The sequence below is a fragment of the Sphingomonas sp. DMC8 genome (assembly GCF_056314185.1).
In genome coordinates this window covers 164,729-180,567 of record NZ_JBQUYV010000003.1, presented here as the reverse complement: position 1 = coordinate 180,567, position 15,839 = coordinate 164,729, and the positions used below count along the sequence as shown (strand labels likewise).

Annotated in this window: 13 protein-coding genes and 1 tRNA gene; 5 read left to right on the top strand and 9 right to left on the bottom strand. The window is 64.1% G+C overall.

Annotated features, from left to right (window positions below; genetic code table 11):
* Positions 1-58: 58 nt before the first annotated feature.
* Positions 59-220: a hypothetical protein gene (locus tag ACT53K_RS08500; RefSeq protein WP_476228162.1), complete on the top strand. Its 162-nt coding sequence runs from the start codon at positions 59-61 to the stop codon at positions 218-220.
* Between the two features lie 72 nt (positions 221-292).
* Here ACT53K_RS08500 and ACT53K_RS08495 read toward each other — a convergent pair whose 3' ends face one another.
* The 6 genes from ACT53K_RS08495 to ACT53K_RS08470 all read right to left on the bottom strand — a co-directional run bounded on the left by ACT53K_RS08495 (position 293) and on the right by ACT53K_RS08470 (position 6,368).
* Positions 293-1,507, bottom strand: a complete 1,215-nt coding sequence (locus ACT53K_RS08495; RefSeq protein ID WP_476228161.1) for an MFS transporter — start codon at positions 1,505-1,507, stop codon at positions 293-295.
* 171 nt (positions 1,508-1,678) lie between these two features.
* Positions 1,679-2,071: a C-glycoside deglycosidase beta subunit domain-containing protein gene (locus tag ACT53K_RS08490; protein WP_476228160.1), complete on the bottom strand. Its 393-nt coding sequence runs from the start codon at positions 2,069-2,071 to the stop codon at positions 1,679-1,681.
* A 12-nt stretch (positions 2,072-2,083) separates the two neighbouring features.
* Complete coding sequence (locus ACT53K_RS08485; protein WP_476228159.1) at positions 2,084-3,103, bottom strand: sugar phosphate isomerase/epimerase family protein; 1,020 nt, start codon at positions 3,101-3,103, stop codon at positions 2,084-2,086.
* 177 nt (positions 3,104-3,280) lie between these two features.
* Positions 3,281-4,234: a ThuA domain-containing protein gene (locus tag ACT53K_RS08480; protein ID WP_476228158.1), complete on the bottom strand. Its 954-nt coding sequence runs from the start codon at positions 4,232-4,234 to the stop codon at positions 3,281-3,283.
* Between the two features lie 24 nt (positions 4,235-4,258).
* A complete protein-coding gene (locus ACT53K_RS08475) occupies positions 4,259-5,593 on the bottom strand; it encodes an MFS transporter (protein ID WP_476228157.1) in 1,335 nt (444 codons plus the stop codon).
* 7 nt (positions 5,594-5,600) lie between these two features.
* Positions 5,601-6,368, bottom strand: coding sequence for a TIM barrel protein (locus tag ACT53K_RS08470; RefSeq protein WP_476228156.1), 768 nt, complete (start codon positions 6,366-6,368; stop codon positions 5,601-5,603).
* A 230-nt stretch (positions 6,369-6,598) separates the two neighbouring features.
* Between ACT53K_RS08470 and ACT53K_RS08465 the strand changes: the two genes are divergently transcribed.
* The 4 genes from ACT53K_RS08465 to ACT53K_RS08450 are packed head-to-tail and all read left to right on the top strand — an operon-like array spanning position 6,599 to position 12,691.
* The gene (locus ACT53K_RS08465; protein WP_476228155.1) at positions 6,599-8,914 is read left to right on the top strand and encodes a TonB-dependent receptor; all 2,316 of its coding nucleotides are present in this window, start codon (positions 6,599-6,601) and stop codon (positions 8,912-8,914) included.
* A gap of 57 nt (positions 8,915-8,971) precedes the next feature.
* Entirely contained in the window at positions 8,972-9,604 is a 633-nt protein-coding gene (locus ACT53K_RS08460; RefSeq protein WP_476228154.1) for a gluconate 2-dehydrogenase subunit 3 family protein, read from the top strand.
* On the top strand, positions 9,604-11,304 hold the full coding sequence (locus tag ACT53K_RS08455; protein WP_476228363.1) for a GMC oxidoreductase: 1,701 nt from the start codon (positions 9,604-9,606) through the stop codon (positions 11,302-11,304). The genes ACT53K_RS08460 and ACT53K_RS08455 overlap by 1 nt, the downstream gene beginning before the upstream one ends.
* Entirely contained in the window at positions 11,288-12,691 is a 1,404-nt protein-coding gene (locus ACT53K_RS08450) for an MFS transporter (RefSeq protein ID WP_476228153.1), read from the top strand. Before ACT53K_RS08455 ends, ACT53K_RS08450 begins: the two co-directional genes overlap by 17 nt.
* Here the strand turns inward: ACT53K_RS08450 and ACT53K_RS08445 are convergent.
* The 3 genes from ACT53K_RS08445 to ACT53K_RS08435 form a co-directional block, all read right to left on the bottom strand.
* Positions 12,688-13,086, bottom strand: a complete 399-nt coding sequence (locus ACT53K_RS08445; RefSeq protein WP_476228152.1) for a VOC family protein — start codon at positions 13,084-13,086, stop codon at positions 12,688-12,690. The two genes, ACT53K_RS08450 and ACT53K_RS08445, sit on opposite strands and share 4 nt — an antisense overlap.
* Before the next feature lie 157 nt (positions 13,087-13,243).
* Positions 13,244-13,320 (bottom strand) — tRNA-Trp (locus tag ACT53K_RS08440).
* Between the two features lie 162 nt (positions 13,321-13,482).
* Complete coding sequence (locus ACT53K_RS08435; RefSeq protein WP_476228151.1) at positions 13,483-15,834, bottom strand: putative bifunctional diguanylate cyclase/phosphodiesterase; 2,352 nt, start codon at positions 15,832-15,834, stop codon at positions 13,483-13,485.
* Positions 15,835-15,839: the final 5 nt, after the last annotated feature.

Genomic DNA, 15,839 nt, shown 5'->3' with positions numbered 1-15,839 from the left:
GCCTGGACGGCTTTCCGGGGCGTCAGCACCTCACGACGGATAATGTTGGGTAATAGAGATGATCTGGGTTCCGATTTTATTGGGTACATTCAAGGTTGCCGTGTTCGGAACCGGCATGTTCTTTGCCATCAAATGGCATTACGATCAGGGCAAGAAGAAGAAGGAAGAGGACCGCGCGCGACAGGAAGCCGCCACGCAAGAGGCTGACGCCTCGGAATAGCAGCGCCTTCGACGATCGCTTCTCGGCGGCATCGGAGGACGGCGCGCGCCGATGGCTGCGCGCCTCTCCGGCTCAGGCCGCGGCTGCCCGCAACGGTGCGCGCGTGCCGAGGCCGAAGCCGATAGCCGCGGCGGCAACCGCAACCAGTCCCAGCGCCAGGAATGCCCCCTGCATTGATCCTACCCCGCCGGCCACGCTGCCGACGATGATCGGCGAGATCGCCTGACCGAGGAAGAAGGCGCTGGTCCAAACGCCCATGCCGCGGCCGCGATGGGCGAAGCCGAACTTGGTTTGTGCCCAGGCGATCAGCGCGGGTATCGCCATGCCGGCGCCGGTCTGCTGCAGCGTCATCGCGAGCTGCATCGAGCTCACCGAGCGGGCGAGGCCGATGCCTGCGAGCCCGATCCCGAGAATGCCCAGGAACGCCGCGATCTGCACTGCATTGTTGAAGCGCGAGACGATGCGGAACAGGACCGAGCCGACGACGATGAATAGCGCCGGGATCACGGTGAGCGTGCTTACCTGCAGCGGATCGGTGATGCCGATCTCCTTCCAGGCGATACTGCCGTTCACGATGAACACGTAATAGAGGATCGAAGCGAACAGCGTCACCGCGCCGACCAGCACCGCCGCGCCGATGGGGAACGGCCCCGGCGTTTCGATGGCCTGCGCGCCTTCCTGCGCCAGCACCTGTTCGCGCTTGGGCTCGAACAGGAAGAAATACATCGACAGGAAGATCGGGAAGGCAATGAGATAGACCAGGAAGCCGCCGTTCCAGCGTACGGCGGCGACGCTCGCCACCAGCACGAACACGCCGGGCTGCAGCGCCGGCCCGACAATTCCCTGTAGCATCAGCCAGTTGCGGCGGCTGCGATCGACCCAGTAATCGGCGATCAGCGTGTTGACGATCGTCAGAATGCCGGCTTCGCACACGCCCAGCGCCAGCCGGGTGGCGATGATCGCATCGAGGCTTTCAAGGAAGAAGGGTGCGGTCCCCGCTACGCCGTAGAAGAAGGTGCAGGCAAGCAGCAGCGGCCGCCGGCCAAAGCGATCGCACAGCACGCCCGCAAAGGGCGCGAGCAGCGCGATGGCGTAGCCCGGCGCAGTGACCATCGCGGGCACCTTCATCGGTGCATTGGGATCGTCATGGAAATGGCCGATGATCGCGGCGACCACCGGAAACATGGCGATGATCGCGAACACGGGCAGGAACCCTGCGATGATCATCGTGAAGCCCTGCGGCTTGAGCGTGAGCTCGTCCCAGAACGCGCGAATCGCCTTCATCATCTCTCCAATCGCTGGTGCGCCGATTTAGCGTGCGCTTCCTAGTCCTTGCGGAATATCAAAATAGAATGCGCGTTTCAAAATCAATTTTCCAGCCGATAGGGTGCGCGCGCAAAAAAAAAACGGGCGCCGCCGGCAAACCGGAGCGCCCTGAGGAGGAGATATGGACGCGCTTCAGGCGGCGAGCGCGAGTTCCTTGGTATCGCGGGTGGTCGGGACGAAGGGCAGGTAGCTGACCCGCATCCGCACCGCGAAGGTGATCTTGTGGGCCCCCGGGGCGAGGCCTCCCGGTTTCAGCGCGACGATCCGCGCCTTCTCGCCGAAGTTCCAGCGATCGTCATAGACGGTTTCCATCTCGTCGAGCGTGTAGGTCTTGCCGCGCACCGAGAAGCGGATTGCGTCGCGGGCGATTTCCTCGCCGTCGACGCTGACCTGGATGTCCTCGATCATCGACAGGCCGAGCCCGCGATAATAAGGCAGCCGCCCCAGAAAGGCGAAGCCCACCGTTTCGCCGCCTTCGACCACATTCTCGAACAGGTCGGTGCAGATCATCTTGTTGTCCATCATGGGGACGGCTCCTCAGGCAGCGATGGGGGTTTTGAGCGACGGCACGGTGGCTTCGCCGAGCAGCTTTGCCAGCATCACCTGCTGACGACGGACCTGTTCGACCGAGTCGGGTTCCTCGGCATCCTCAATCCAGCGATTGCCCTCATATTCGGAGCAGATATAGCCGGTGTAGCCGCCCTTCTGCAGCACCGCGACGATCTCGTCATAGGGGATCGACGGCTCCACATAGTCCGCGGTCATCTCGTAGAACTTGCCGTGGATGTTGTGGATGCGGGGCATATAGTCGAGCATGCGCTTCGGCTCGAACGCGGCATTGTGGCGCATCACTTCGGCCATGGCGATCGCCGGGCCGGTGCCGCCCATCTGCTGGACGTTGAGGATCACATATTCGGAGAGGACGCGATCCTCATAGGCCTTCACGATATAGTCGGCGATGTTATGCGGCACGCCGACGCGCAGGAACTTTTCCTTCCAGACGCGCGGATAGGCGTGGAGAAACATGCCCATGTCGGGGAGGAAGCCGAGCGCGTCCGAACCCGATTTCTCGAAGGCTTCGGCATGGCGGATGATCCAGGGATGGTCGAAGTGCAGCGGCGCGTGCACCTCGATCAGGATCTTGATGTTCTTTTCCTCGGCATAAGGCGCGGCGGCGACCAGCACCTCGGGCGCGATCGAGACGAGCGCACGGATATATTTCATGCCCAGGCGCGCGCCGAAATCGATGTCCTTCTTCACGCTCGCCACCTGCTCGTCGAAGGGCATTTCGCGGCCCTTGTAGCGCTTGTAGTCGAGCATGAAGTCGTGGCTGACCGGGGTGGTGCCATAGGCCTGCATCAGCCGGTGCCATTCGGCGACTGCGGCATCTTCCACGCCCACCTCGGGCCAGCCCCAGAAGGTCTGCTCGCCGATGATCTCGATACCGTTTGCGCCCAGTTCGGCGCAGGTCCGCACGCAATCCTCCAGGGACATCTTCCCCTGAAACGTCTCGTTCTGAAAACTGTAGAGGCTTACGCCCCGCTTGATGCTGCTCATCGCATTCACCTCTTCAAAAGCATCGGGTGCACTTTGGTGAAGCGGGGGAGGTGGCGAAACCCGACCGGGCGGCAAGCGCCGCGCCGTTCATGAACCTCTCCCCTGGGGCCTGAAAGCCCTAATTAGAATGTCCATTCTTCTTAAAGCGGTTTTTGGTCTGACGCAACGCCGGGCGGCTCATTTCGTCGGATAGTCCTTGGCATCTTCTGCCAGCGGCAGAGTAACGTTGCCCGATCCCGCCCATTCTGCTCCGCGCAAGATCAGCGACTGGAGCGGCTGGAAGTGCAGCGAGACTTCGTCATGGCCCAGCGTGATCGAGAAGACACGGCCCTTGCCATATTCCTGTGTCCAGACCTGCGGGTGATCGGCGTCCATGCCCTGCATCGCCTTCAGCTTTTCCGGCGTGTAGGCGGCGGCGGGATATTTGGGGCCGGCGAGCTTCGGATCATAGCTGGCAGACGAATCATGCGCAGTTGCCAGCACATGGATCTTCGCGTCGGGGGCGAAGCGCATGTTGGTGTACATGTCGTCATTGTAGGTCCAGATGAACTCGCGCATGCCCCGGGTGATCGGGTTGTCGCGGTCGACGATATGGACCGGGAACGCCCCGGGCGGTGAACGGCGGCTGGAGCCGGGATCCATCACTGCGCCGACCAGCGCGCGATAGGCTGGCCAGTTATAGCCCCAGGTGAAGGACGAGTGGTAGGCGACCAGCCCGCCGCCTTCGCGCACATAGTCGAACAGGGCCTGTTCCGCGTCCGGCGACCAGCGATGCTCGGTCTTGTCGTCATAGACCCAGCGGCTCGAATAATTGAGCAGCACGACGTCATAGGCCTTGAGCATCGCGAGGCTGCCATGGTCGAAATCCTCGGTCACGCGCACGTCGAACCGGCCGCTGTCCTGCATCAGCGTGCGCAGCAGGTTGTTCACGCCGGTCCAGTCGTGCTCGTAGCTGTTCTGGCCGCTGATGATCAGCACCTTCAGCCGCTTTTCCTGCGGGTCCACCGGAATGGCGACGCGCTGCACCGTCTCGGGCGGCCGATAGGCGGGGTGCACGATCACCTGGCCACGCGCCGGCAGCGCGCCGGCGGCGATGACCAGCAAAGCGCAACGACAGGCGAGCTTGAGCATTGATCCTCTCCGTGCGGTTTTTCGTTATACGGTGGCTACCTGCGAGGCAGGGCGGTCTTCCGGCCAGAACAGGATGCACAGCGCCTGCAGCGACAGCAGCAGCAGCGGGGCGCCATAATAGCTCCATCGTATCGTCTGGACCGCCAGCGGGGTCACGGCGCCGGGCGTGTAGGCGGTATAGGCAAGCGCATAGGCGATCGCAGCCGTGCCCAGCGCCATGCCGATCTTGGTCGCCAGGCTGACGCCGGCCGACAGCAGCCCTTCGTTACGGCTGCCGAACCGCGCCTCGTGATACTCGACGGACTCGGCGATCATCGTGAAGATGGCCGTGATCGTGACCGAGGTTGCTACCGAAGCGCTAAGATACAGCGCGAGAAAGGCGACCGGCGATGCCTCGGCCAAGGGCAGCAGCGCGAACAGCACGAGCGACAACCCGAGCGCGCCGAGCGAGCCGCCCCGGATACCGGTACGCGACAGGATCGGCGGCGCGATGAAGGCAGCGAGCAGCAGCATACCGGAGATGGCGGGTAACATCACCGAGATCATCCAAGGTCGCTTCAGCACCTCGATCGCGAAAAACGCCGCAACCGAGATCATCGCGCCGAACCGGACGAAATAGAGCAGCGTAAACAGGAAGCAGACCCACCAGGCGCGGTTGCGGAGCATCTCGCCCACCGCCGCGGCGGCCGGGGCGGGCGCGGCTGCATTGCTCCCGACATGGCGTTCGCGGCAGTTGCGGAACAGCGCCAGCATCGCCGCCAGCGCCAGCACGCCGAAGAGCAGCGCGGTAAGCAGGAAACCTTTGCGCTCGTTGCCGCCCCCGAACAGCCCGACCAGCGGCATCGTCGCGGCAGTGCCGAGGATCACCGAAACCGAGGTGCCGATCGAGCGCATCGAGCCGAGCTTCAGCCGCTGGTCGGTGTCCGCCGTCATCATCGGCAACAGCGCGGTATAGGGAATCGACCCGAAGGACATCAGCAGCCCGAGCAGGTTGAACGTAACGAAGGCCCAGGCGAGTTGCCCGTTCACGCCCCAGCCCGGCATCATGAAGATCGCGACGAACACTGCCGCATAAGGGATCGAAGTGAACAGGATGTAGGGGCGTGCGCGGCCCCAGCGGGTGCGCGTACGATCGAGCAGCACGCCGACGCCCAGATCGACCACGGCATCGAACAGCCGGGCGGTCAGAAAGATCGTGCCCACCGCCGCAGTCGGCAGGCGCAGTACGACGGTGTAGTAATAGAGGAGGAACGCGCCCACCATGTTGTACGGCAGGCTGTAGCCGAAGTCGCCGAAGCCGTAGCTCAGCCGTTCGACCAGCCCAAGCCGCGGTGCGGACGGGTTCGCGGCGGGGCGCATGCCGCCCTCAGAGCCCGAGCGCCGCCCGGGTCGCTGCGAGCGACTCGGCCGGCGGCAGGGTGGGGCGATATTCGAGCCCGATCGCGCCGGTATAACCAAGGTCGCGCAGTGTCTGCATCGCCTTGGCCCAGTCGATCGTGCCGGTGCCCGGCTCGTTACGGCCGGGCATATCGGCAACCTGGACGTGGTGGACCAGGTGCATGCGGCCGCGCAGCACCTCTGCCATATCCTCGCCCATCACCTGCGAGTGATAGACGTCGTAGAGCAGCCGCAGATGCTTGCTGCCGACCGCTTCGACCAGATCGAGCCCCTTGGTCGTCGAGACTAGCCACATGCCGGGATGCTCGACCCGGTCGTTGAGCGGCTCGAGCACCAGCATGACATCGGCGGCTTCGGCGAGCGCTGCGGCGCGCTTGAGCGCGGCGACGGCGGCGGCGAAATGCTCCTCCTCGCTCACCCCTTCGCGCGTGAAGCCGGAGGCGATGATCATCGGCGGCGAACCGATCGTCTTTGCTGCCGCCAGGCTTTCCTCGACGGCTTGAACGAATTCGTCGTGCTGTGCCGGGTCGACCAGGCTGCGCCGCGGATCGACACAGGCACCGGTCAGCCGGGCGCCAGTTTCGCGCAGGGCCGCAGCCACGGAGTCGAGGTTCTTGTCCCGCCACAAATGGAATTCGCCCGCTGCATATCCTGCCTGGGCAGCGGCGCGGATGCGGTCGCCCATGTCGGGATCGGAGTCGGCAAACATCCATTCGATGCAAGGGGATAGCTGCATATCATCCTCTCCGGTCCGGTGCGCTTCCGGGTTCTGTGTGCGCTGCGTGTGCCGCCGAATCGCGACGATTTGATATTAGAACAACAATTCTCTTTGTTCCAAGTCAACGCATTTTTCCGGAATTGCGAATGGCCATTCGAATCCGCTTGACAAAGATCAAAACCGAAGCTGTTTTAGAACGCAGATTTTACTTCAGGTGGCAACATAGCCATCGTTGTGGGAGAGTGATCATGAAGGGCAGGATCGTGCTTGCGTTGATGGCGAGCGCCAGCGGAATTGCAGGTGGTGCCGCGCAGGCGCAGACGGTGCAGCAGGCAGCGCCCGCAACAGGGCTGCAGGACCAGAGCGCCACGGATGAGATCATCGTCACCGCGCAAAATCGCGCGCAGAGCGTGCAGAACGTGCCGATCGCAATCTCGGTGATCTCTGGCGATGCACTGAAGGACAAGGGTGTTACCGATTTCACCTCGGTGCAGAAGGTTTCCCCCGCGCTGCAGGTGACCAACGACACCAACAACACGCGCGTCTCGGTGCGCGGCGTCGGTTCGCTGACCAACAACGAGGCACAGGACCAATCGATCGCGGTCAATATCGACGGCGAATATATCAACCGCCCGACCATCCTGAACGCGGCGATCTTCGACCTGGATCGCGTCGAGGTACTGCGCGGCCCGCAGGGCACGCTCTATGGCCGCAACTCGACCGGCGGCGCGGTGAACTTCATCACCCGCAAGCCGGGCGACACCTTCGCGGTGAATGCCTCGGCAACCCTTGGCAATTTCGCCCAGGTGCTACTCGATGGCGGCGTGGATCTGCCCTTCGGTGATGTAGGCGGCATCCGCGTCGCCGGTTTCTACCGCTCGCACGATGGCTACACCACCCATCCGAACACGCCGTTCAGTCCAAGCCCGGCTTTCACCCCCAGCAAAACGACCGAGAGCGACACCGATAATACCGGCGGCGGCCGCATCAGTTTGCGTCTCAAGCCGGCTGCGGGCTTCACGGTCGACGCGGCGGTGGAACATGTCGAGCAGACGCTGATTCCGGCCGCGCAGGCGTGGCAAGACATGAGCAGCGCCGCCAACAATCCGGGGTCGAGCACGACGAGCTGCGGCAATGGCTGGGCCACTGCCTATACCGTGCCGGGCGGCATCGGCTGCATCCCGCAGAATACCAATACGCTGTCGAAGATCGACCGCAGCAACTATGCCTCGCCGCTGATCGGTGTTGGCTCGCTACACCAGATTTCGACGGCGGTGCGCGGCCGCATTGCCTATGATTTCGGGCCGGCGACGCTGACCTATACCGGCGGCTATCGTACCACCAAAAACACGGGCGCCAATACGCTGTCGCCGGCATTCGAGTTCACCAATTTCGGCGGGCGGGTGAAGACGCAGAGCCACGAGCTGCGCCTGAACGGAAATGCCAATGGCATCGAATGGCAAACCGGCATGTTCTACTTCCGCGAGAAGCAGGACACCAATGGCGGTCTGTACAGCCCGTTCATCGGTCCCAACGGGTCGTATGTGAACTATTTCCGGCATCCGACCCTCAGCGAAAGCGTGTCGGGCTTTGCTCAGGTCGAAGTACCGTTGACCGCGCAGCTCACGGCGGTGGGCGGCGCGCGTTATACCCATGATGTGCGGAGCGCGGCCTTCCAGAACTATTTCTTCGCGTTCAACAGCGGCCCGATCGAGCTGACCAACCAGCCCTCTTCCAGCACGCCGCTCCATTATTCGGGCAGCAAATTCACCTGGCTGGCCGGCCTCAACTACAAGCCGAATGCCGACACGCTGCTCTACGCGAAGGTTTCGACCGGGTATAAGGCGGGTGGCTTCGACGGCACGGGCAAGACGTTCAATCCGGAGAACAACACGGCCTATGAAGGCGGTGCCAAGCTGCGGTTTGCCAGCAACAATACCCTGAACATCGCCGGCTTCTACTATGACTACAAGGATTTGCAGAACGACGTGCTGCTCAATCCGGCCGCGGGTGCGCAAACCTTCAACGCCGGTAGCGCGAAGATCTACGGCGTGGAGGCCGAAGCCAATCTGCACCCGTCGCGCGCGGATACGGTGTCGATCGCGGTGAACCTGATGCACGCCACCTATCGCAAGTTCGAGGCGAGCGTGGCGGCCTATACCAACGGCGTCGTCCCGACCACGCCGCAGACGTTGCAGCTGGGCGGCAACCGCCTGCCGCAGGCGCCGAACGCGATCATTTCGGTCGGCTGGGACCATGTATTCGATCTGGGCAGCGCGGGCACCATCACGGCTTCGGCCTTTTCGCGCTACAAGGGCAATTACTACCTCGATTTCTACAACTACAACGACTCGAAGCAGATCGGTCACACCCAGAGCGATTTCAGCCTGGAGTATAAGCCGGCCAACAAGCATTACAGCTTGCAAGCGTTCGTGCGGAACATCGAGAATTATCGCCTGATCGCCTATGCCGGCAACACCGTGGTCCCGGGTGTCGCCAATATCTACAACTGGCAGTTCTCCCCGCCCCGGACCTATGGTGTCCGGATCGGCGTCGATTTTTGACCCGTCTGGGGCGGCGCGGTGCGTCGCCCCATTTTTTGCGTGTGAGGGGTTCGCGTCATGGCGGAACAACAGGCGGCCGGGTGGAGCCGCCGCGACTTTTTCGGCGGTGCCGCGCTGTTCGCGATGGCGGTCGGGATACCGGTCGCCGCGCTCCATTATTCCAATCTCGATCCGTCGGACGAACCCACCGACCGCCAGCGGGCGATGATCGCCGGTGTTTCGCAACTGGTGATCCCGCGCACCGACACCGCCGGGGCGGGCGATGTGGGCGTCGGCGATTTCGTGATCCTCGCGCTCGCCCATGGGCTGGAGGGATCGCGCACGCCATCGGCCGCTGCGGCCATGCCGAACCTTGCGGCCTATCGCCGCGCGGACGGTTCGCTGCGCCATCTCGACTGGCTGGAAATGCAACTCGACGCGCGCGCTGGCGGGGATTTTCAGAAGGCCGATCCAGCCCGGCGCGTGGCAGCCTTGACGGCAATGGACGGTGAAGCCTTTGCCGACGGGGTGCGGGAGCATCCTTGGCGGACGATCAAGGCGCTGATCCTCACCGGCTATTACACGTCTGAAGTCGGCGGATCGAAGGAACTCAATTACGAACTGGTCCCCGGCCGTTGGGACCCGGACCTTCCGCTCAAGCCCAGCGACCGGGCCTATTCGAGCGACTGGACGGCAGTGGATTTCGGATGATGTCGGGGGAAACGGTGCAATTCGATGCGATCGTAGTCGGCTCCGGCATCACCGGTGGCTGGGCGGCCAAGGAACTCACCGAGGCGGGCCTGCGCGTGCTGATGGTCGAGCGCGGCCGCAACATCCGCCACCAGCAGGATTACGAGACCGAGACCAAGGCGCCATGGGAAATGCCGTTCCGCGGGCTGGGGGACACGGCGATGTACCAGCAGGAATATCCGGTGCAGATGCTCAACCGGCATTTCACCGAGTTCACCCAGGGCCATTTCGTCAACGATCGCGAGAATCCCTACGCGACTGCCGATGGCACCGATTTCACCTGGTTTCGCAGCTACCAGCTTGGCGGGCGGTCGCTTACCTGGGGGCGGCAATCCTATCGCTGGTCCGATTATGATTTCGGCGCCAACAAGCGCGACGGGCACGGTACCGACTGGCCGATCCGCTATGCCGATCTCGCGCCCTGGTACGACCATGTCGAAAGCTTCATCGGCGTCTCCGGCGCGGCGGAGGGGCTGAAGCAGCTGCCCGACGGCAAGTTCCAGCCGCCCATGGCGCTGAACGTCGTCGAGCAGCATGTCCGCGGCGTGCTCGCGGAGAAATTCCCTGGCCGCTGCCTGACCATCGGCCGCACCGCCAACCTGACCGAGGCGAAGCCCGAGCAGGGCAGGGCGCATTGCCAATATCGCAGCATCTGCGCGCGCGGCTGCTCCTATGGTGCCTATTTCTCCACCCAATCCTCCACGCTGCCCGCGGCGCAGAAGACCGGGCGGCTGACGGTGGTGACGGATGCGGTGGTGGAAAAGATCGACTATGATCCCGTCACCCGCCGCGTAACCGGGGTGCGCTGGATCGACACCGGTTCAAACCAGCGCCGGTCGGCGACGGCGCGGATCGTGTTCCTGAATGCAGGTGCGTTCAATTCGGTCCACCTGCTGCTCAATTCGGCCAGCGAGGCGATGCCGCACGGCCTCGCCAACGAGAGCGGCGTGCTTGGCACCCACATCATGGACCATGCCAACACCCTGTCGGCCATGGCGATCATGCCGGGGTTCGAGGCGCATACGACCTTCGGCAACCGCCCGACCGGTGTGATCGTGCCGCGCTATCGCAATATGGACGTGATGGACGGCGTGGGCCACACCCGCGGCTTCTCTTTCCAGGGCGGTGCGCTGCAATCGACCTGGACCGCCGGCAAACGCGAGGCGGGCATCGGCGCCGACTACAAGGCCAAGCTGCGTCAGGTGGGCCCGTGGAAGATGGTGCTGGTCGGCTTTGCGGACTGCGTGCCGCGCGCGACCAACCGGCTGACGATCGATTCGACCAAGACCGACGATCGCGGTATCCCGCTGCTCAACGTCGCCTTCGCCTTCGGCAAGGAGGAACAGGCCGCGCTTGCTCAGGCGAAGGCGGATGCGGCGGAGATGCTGACTGCCGCGGGCGGCCATGTGATCCTTGGTTTCGACCGGCCGGGGCCGGGCGGTACGGCCATCCACGAAATGGGCGGTGCACGGATGGGCTGGGACCCGGCGAGTTCGGTGCTCAACCGATTCAGCCAGGCGCACCACATTCCCAATTTGTTCGTTACCGACGGCGCGCAGATGAGCAGTTCGGCGTGTCAGAACCCGTCGCTCACCTATATGGCGCTCACCGCGCGGGCCTGTAACTACGCCGTCGAGCAGCTGCGTGCCGGCGCGATCTGATCACGCCTTGCTCTCCGAGCGGCAGAAGAGCCTCGCCTTCTTCACGCTGATCATCGCGCTGGTGCTGGAGATCGTCGATGTAACGATCGTCAACACCGCGCTGCCTTCGATCCAGGCCGAGTTCGGCGGGTCGGGGGCGTTCGCGCAGTGGGTCGTCGCAGGCTATGTATTGCCCTATGCGCTGTTGCTGATGCTGTCCGGCCGGCTGGGTGACCTGTTCGGCAGCCGGACCTTGTTCCTGATCGGCGTGGCCGGGTTCACTGCCGCCTCGATCGGTTGCGGCCTCGCCCCCAGCGGCAATGCGCTGATCGCGGCACGGGTGCTACAGGGTGCGGCGGGTGCACTGATGGCGCCGCAGGTGCTGGCGGTGATCCAGCAGCTCTACACGCCGGTCGAGCGGATCGGTCGGCTCGCCTGGTTCGGCGTGATCGGCGGGCTGTCCTCGATCGCCGGGCCGATCCTGGGCGGGTTTCTGATCGCGGCGAACATCGGCGGTCTCGGCTGGCGCACGGTGTTCCTGATCAACGGGCCGATCGGTCTCCTTGCGCTGCTAGCCGGATGGTGGCTGTTGCCGCGCAGCCGGGGCAATATCGCGACCCGCATCGATTGGCTGGGCACGCTCAGCTTCGGTGTCGCTATCCTCGCCTTGCTCTTCCCGCTGCTACAGGCCGAGAAGGGCGGACTGCAGGGGCTGTCGCTTGTCCTGCTGCTGGCCGGCGTACCGCTGTTGCTGACCGCCTGGTGGATGCTCAGGCGGCGTTCGGCGCAGGGCGGGGCGGTGCTGTTTCCGCCGCATTTGCTCGGCAATCGCGTCTTCCGCGCCGGTATCGTGCTGTTGCTCTTGTTCTCGGCTGCGAACACCGGCTTCCTCTTCCTGTTCGCCTATGCGTTGCAGCGCGTCGCGCATTTCTCGGCGTTTGAGACCGGGCTGATCCACATGCCGTTCAGCATGGGAGTGATGTTGGGGATGGGCGTGATCGGCCGGCGACTGGCGCGGCGGGCGGAGAAGTGGATTCTCGTCGCGGGCTATGTGTTGCTCGGCCTGTGCGCAGGGGGCGCGCTCGGTTGGATTGAGCGGGGTGGCCTGTCGCTTGCGTTGCTGGTGCCGGTACTGCTCGTCGCGGGGATGGGCATGGGGATGGGCGCCGGGCCGGCGACGCCGCTTATCCTGGCGCAGGTCGACCGTGCCGATGCGGGATCGGCGAGCGGCATCATCAAGACCGTACAGCAGGTAGGCGGCGTGACCGGCGTCGCAATGCTCGGCGCATCCTATTTCGGGCTCGCGGCCGGGCATAGCCTTATCGCACCCATCGCCCTGGTCGTGGCGCTTCTTGGCGGGGCGGCGCTTCTCGCAGCGCAGCTGCCCGCACGGATATATGCCGACTAAAGTGCTTCCTTGAGCTCGACGCGGTTGCCATCGGGATCGCGCAGATAGAGCGACCGGCCGGTTCCCTGCGCACCATAGCGGGAAGCGATCGGCGGCTCGATCGCCACGCCCAGCGCCGTAAGATGCGCGACCAGCGCGCCCTCGTCGAATGGCGCGATCTGCAGGCAGAAATGATCGACATTGCCTGCAGCGAGGAGGGGCGCGTCCGCGACGACAAGGTCGATCATCGCGGTTCCCGCGCGCAGATGCACGAGTCCGAATTCCGGCCGCCGCCTATCAACGCTGCAGCCAAGGGCGGCGCAGTAAAAGGCGATGCTGCGCTCCACATCGGTCACGCGCAGGACAACGTGATCGATTGCACGTAATTGGAAGGGGACAGGGGTGTCTGGCTGCATCGTCCAACTCCTCTCCAAGCCAATAAGGACGTAGTTCCTGATCGATACCCGTCCCTTCGGCCGTGTGGCAGCGGGGTGGGCCTGGACGAATGCGGCCGCGCCAAGCGGCCACGCGGCGTTATGCTGCGACGCACGTAGAAATCGGCGAGAGCGGAAGTGGCAGGGGAGCTCGGATTCGAACCGAGGGCCTTCGGTTTTGGAGACCGACGCTCTAACCAGCTGAGCTACACCCCTGTGCGGTGAGCGGCTTTAGCCGCTGGTTCGGCTGCGGGCAAGAGGGGGCGGTGCCATTTCTGCTTTGCGCCGCACACTTCCCTGAACGCCCGTGTCCCGTCGTTGGAAGAGAGCCTGATACGGTAAGGACAGGGTGTGGATCAGGCTGGGTTCGCGCTGCGCTCAGGCGGCGATGCTGTCGCGCTGACCGGTGAGTGCGCGGACTTCCTCCACCGGGAGAGGGCGGCCGAAATAATAGCCCTGTACCTTCGAGCAGCCGAGCTTCTGTACCATCTGATGCTGGTCTTCGGTCTCCACGCCTTCGGCGGTGGTCGCCATGCCCAGGCTGTCGGCAAGCGCCACCACGGCGCGAATGATGGCGATCGATTCCTTGTTGCCGCGGGCTGCGCTCTGCACGAAGCCGCGGTCGATCTTGATCGAGCTGAACCGGGTGTGCGCCAGATAGCCGAGCGAGGAATAGCCGGTACCGAAATCGTCCAGGCTCAGTCGCACGCCCAGATCCAGGATCTTCTCCAGCACACGCACCGCCATGGTGCCCTCGCGCATGAAGACGCTTTCGGTGACTTCCAGTTCAAGCCGCTCGGGCGGCAACCCCGACTTTGCCAGCGCATTGGCGACGACATTGACGAAGGCAGGATTGTGGAGCTGCTCCGGGCTTACATTCACGGCGATGCGGGCAGGGAACGCCCAGCGCGCTGCTTCGGCGCAGGCGGTGCGCAATACCCATTCGCCAATGGGCGCGATCAGTCGTGCTTCCTCGGCAAGCGGTACGAACTTCTCGGGCGAGATCGGCCCCAGTTCGGGGTGCGTCCAGCGCAGCAGCGCCTCGAACCCGGCGAGCGCGCCTGTGCTGGTATCGACCACCGGCTGGTAGGTGAGGTGCATCTGGCCCTGTTCGACGGCCGCGCGCAGGGCGATTTCGAGTACGCGCCGTTCTTCGGCCGCAAGGTGGAGCTGCGGTTCATAGGCGTGGAAAACGCCGCCGCCGACATCCTTGGAACGGTAAAGTGCCAGGTCGGCGGAGCGGATCAGCATTTCCGCCGTACGGCCGTCGCGCGGGCCGATCGCAAGACCGACCGAGGCGCCGATATAAAGCGTGTGCTGGTCGACCTCATAGGGGCGCGACAGGCTGTCGATGATGGTCTGGGCGAGCTGTTCGACACGCGAGGAATCACTGGCATCGCGCACCACGACGGCGAATTCGTCGCCGCCCAGCCGGCCGATGATCTCGTTTTCGCTCATCAACTGCTTCAGCCGTTCGGACACGCGGCTGAGAAGCCTGTCGCCCACCGGATGCCCCAGCGTATCGTTGACCGCCTTGAAGCGGTCGAGATCGATCATCATGAAGGCGCAGCGCGAGCCCCACTTCTCCGCCTCGGACATCGCGCGGGCCAGCCATTCGTTGATGTGCAGCCGATTGGGCAGGCCGGTCAGCGTGTCGAACCGCGCCATACGGTTAATCTTGTCGGCCGAACGGCGTTGTTCGGTTACGTCCGAGCCGACACCGCGGAAGCCGATGAAGATGTTGCTTTCGTCGAAGCGCGGGCTGGCGGAAATTTCCCACCAGCGCTCTTCACCTTCGACATAGACCGGCAACAGCACGTCGCGGAACGGCTCGCGCCCTTTCAGCTTTTCGGCAAGCTGGCGCAGGCCGGTCGCGAAGTTGCCGGTTTCCCAGGTGGGGCCTGCCAGTACCTGCAGGAAGGGCATGCCGTTGATCGTCTTCGGATCGACGCCCAGTGACAGGGCGAAACGGGGATTGGCTCGAACAACGCGGCGTTGCGCATCGATTTCCCACAGCCAGTCCGAACCGGCATCCTCGAATTCGCGGAGCAGCAGACTTACTGTATGGTCGCGTTCCGCCAGCGCCAGCTCCCCGGCGCGGATCACGACAAGCGCCTTGCCGCGCGCGAAGGTCGCCATGCCGAGCAGCAGCGTGAACAATCCTGCGGCGGCGGCAAGCACCGGCGAGGGGATCAGCGCAAGCGTTACCGCCACCGAGGTACCGATGATGCTGATGAATAAAATGGTGGCGAGTGGCAGCGCGGCCATCGCGACAGCGGAAGCCGTCATCAGCAGCGACAATACCACCCACAGCCCCAGCGCAGCTTCGTCTGTTGCGTTCACGCCGAAGGCGAGCGGCGCAATCGACCAGACGGTGCCGAGAGCGATGCCGTCGATTGCCGTCCCGCGGACTTCCTGGATGGTGGCGGTCACGGCATTGCCATAGCGCGTCGAAAGCCGGCGAAAGGCCACCGAAGTCGCGATGGCAGCGACCAGCGCACTCCAGCTTGCAAGCTGCCACAGCGGCACCAGTCGCGCGAGAGTCAGCGTCGTCATCGCGGCGCCGATCACATTGGCCGCCAGCATGAACAGCGCCAGTTGCCGTCCTGCATTGAGCTGGGCGGCGCGGATCGGTCCCCATTCGGCCGTGTCTGCGGGGTCGCGCAGGCCCAGCAGGGCGAGCACGTCGATATGGGGGCGATGAAACTGCGAGGTCGTCTGGCTGGTCACGCGCC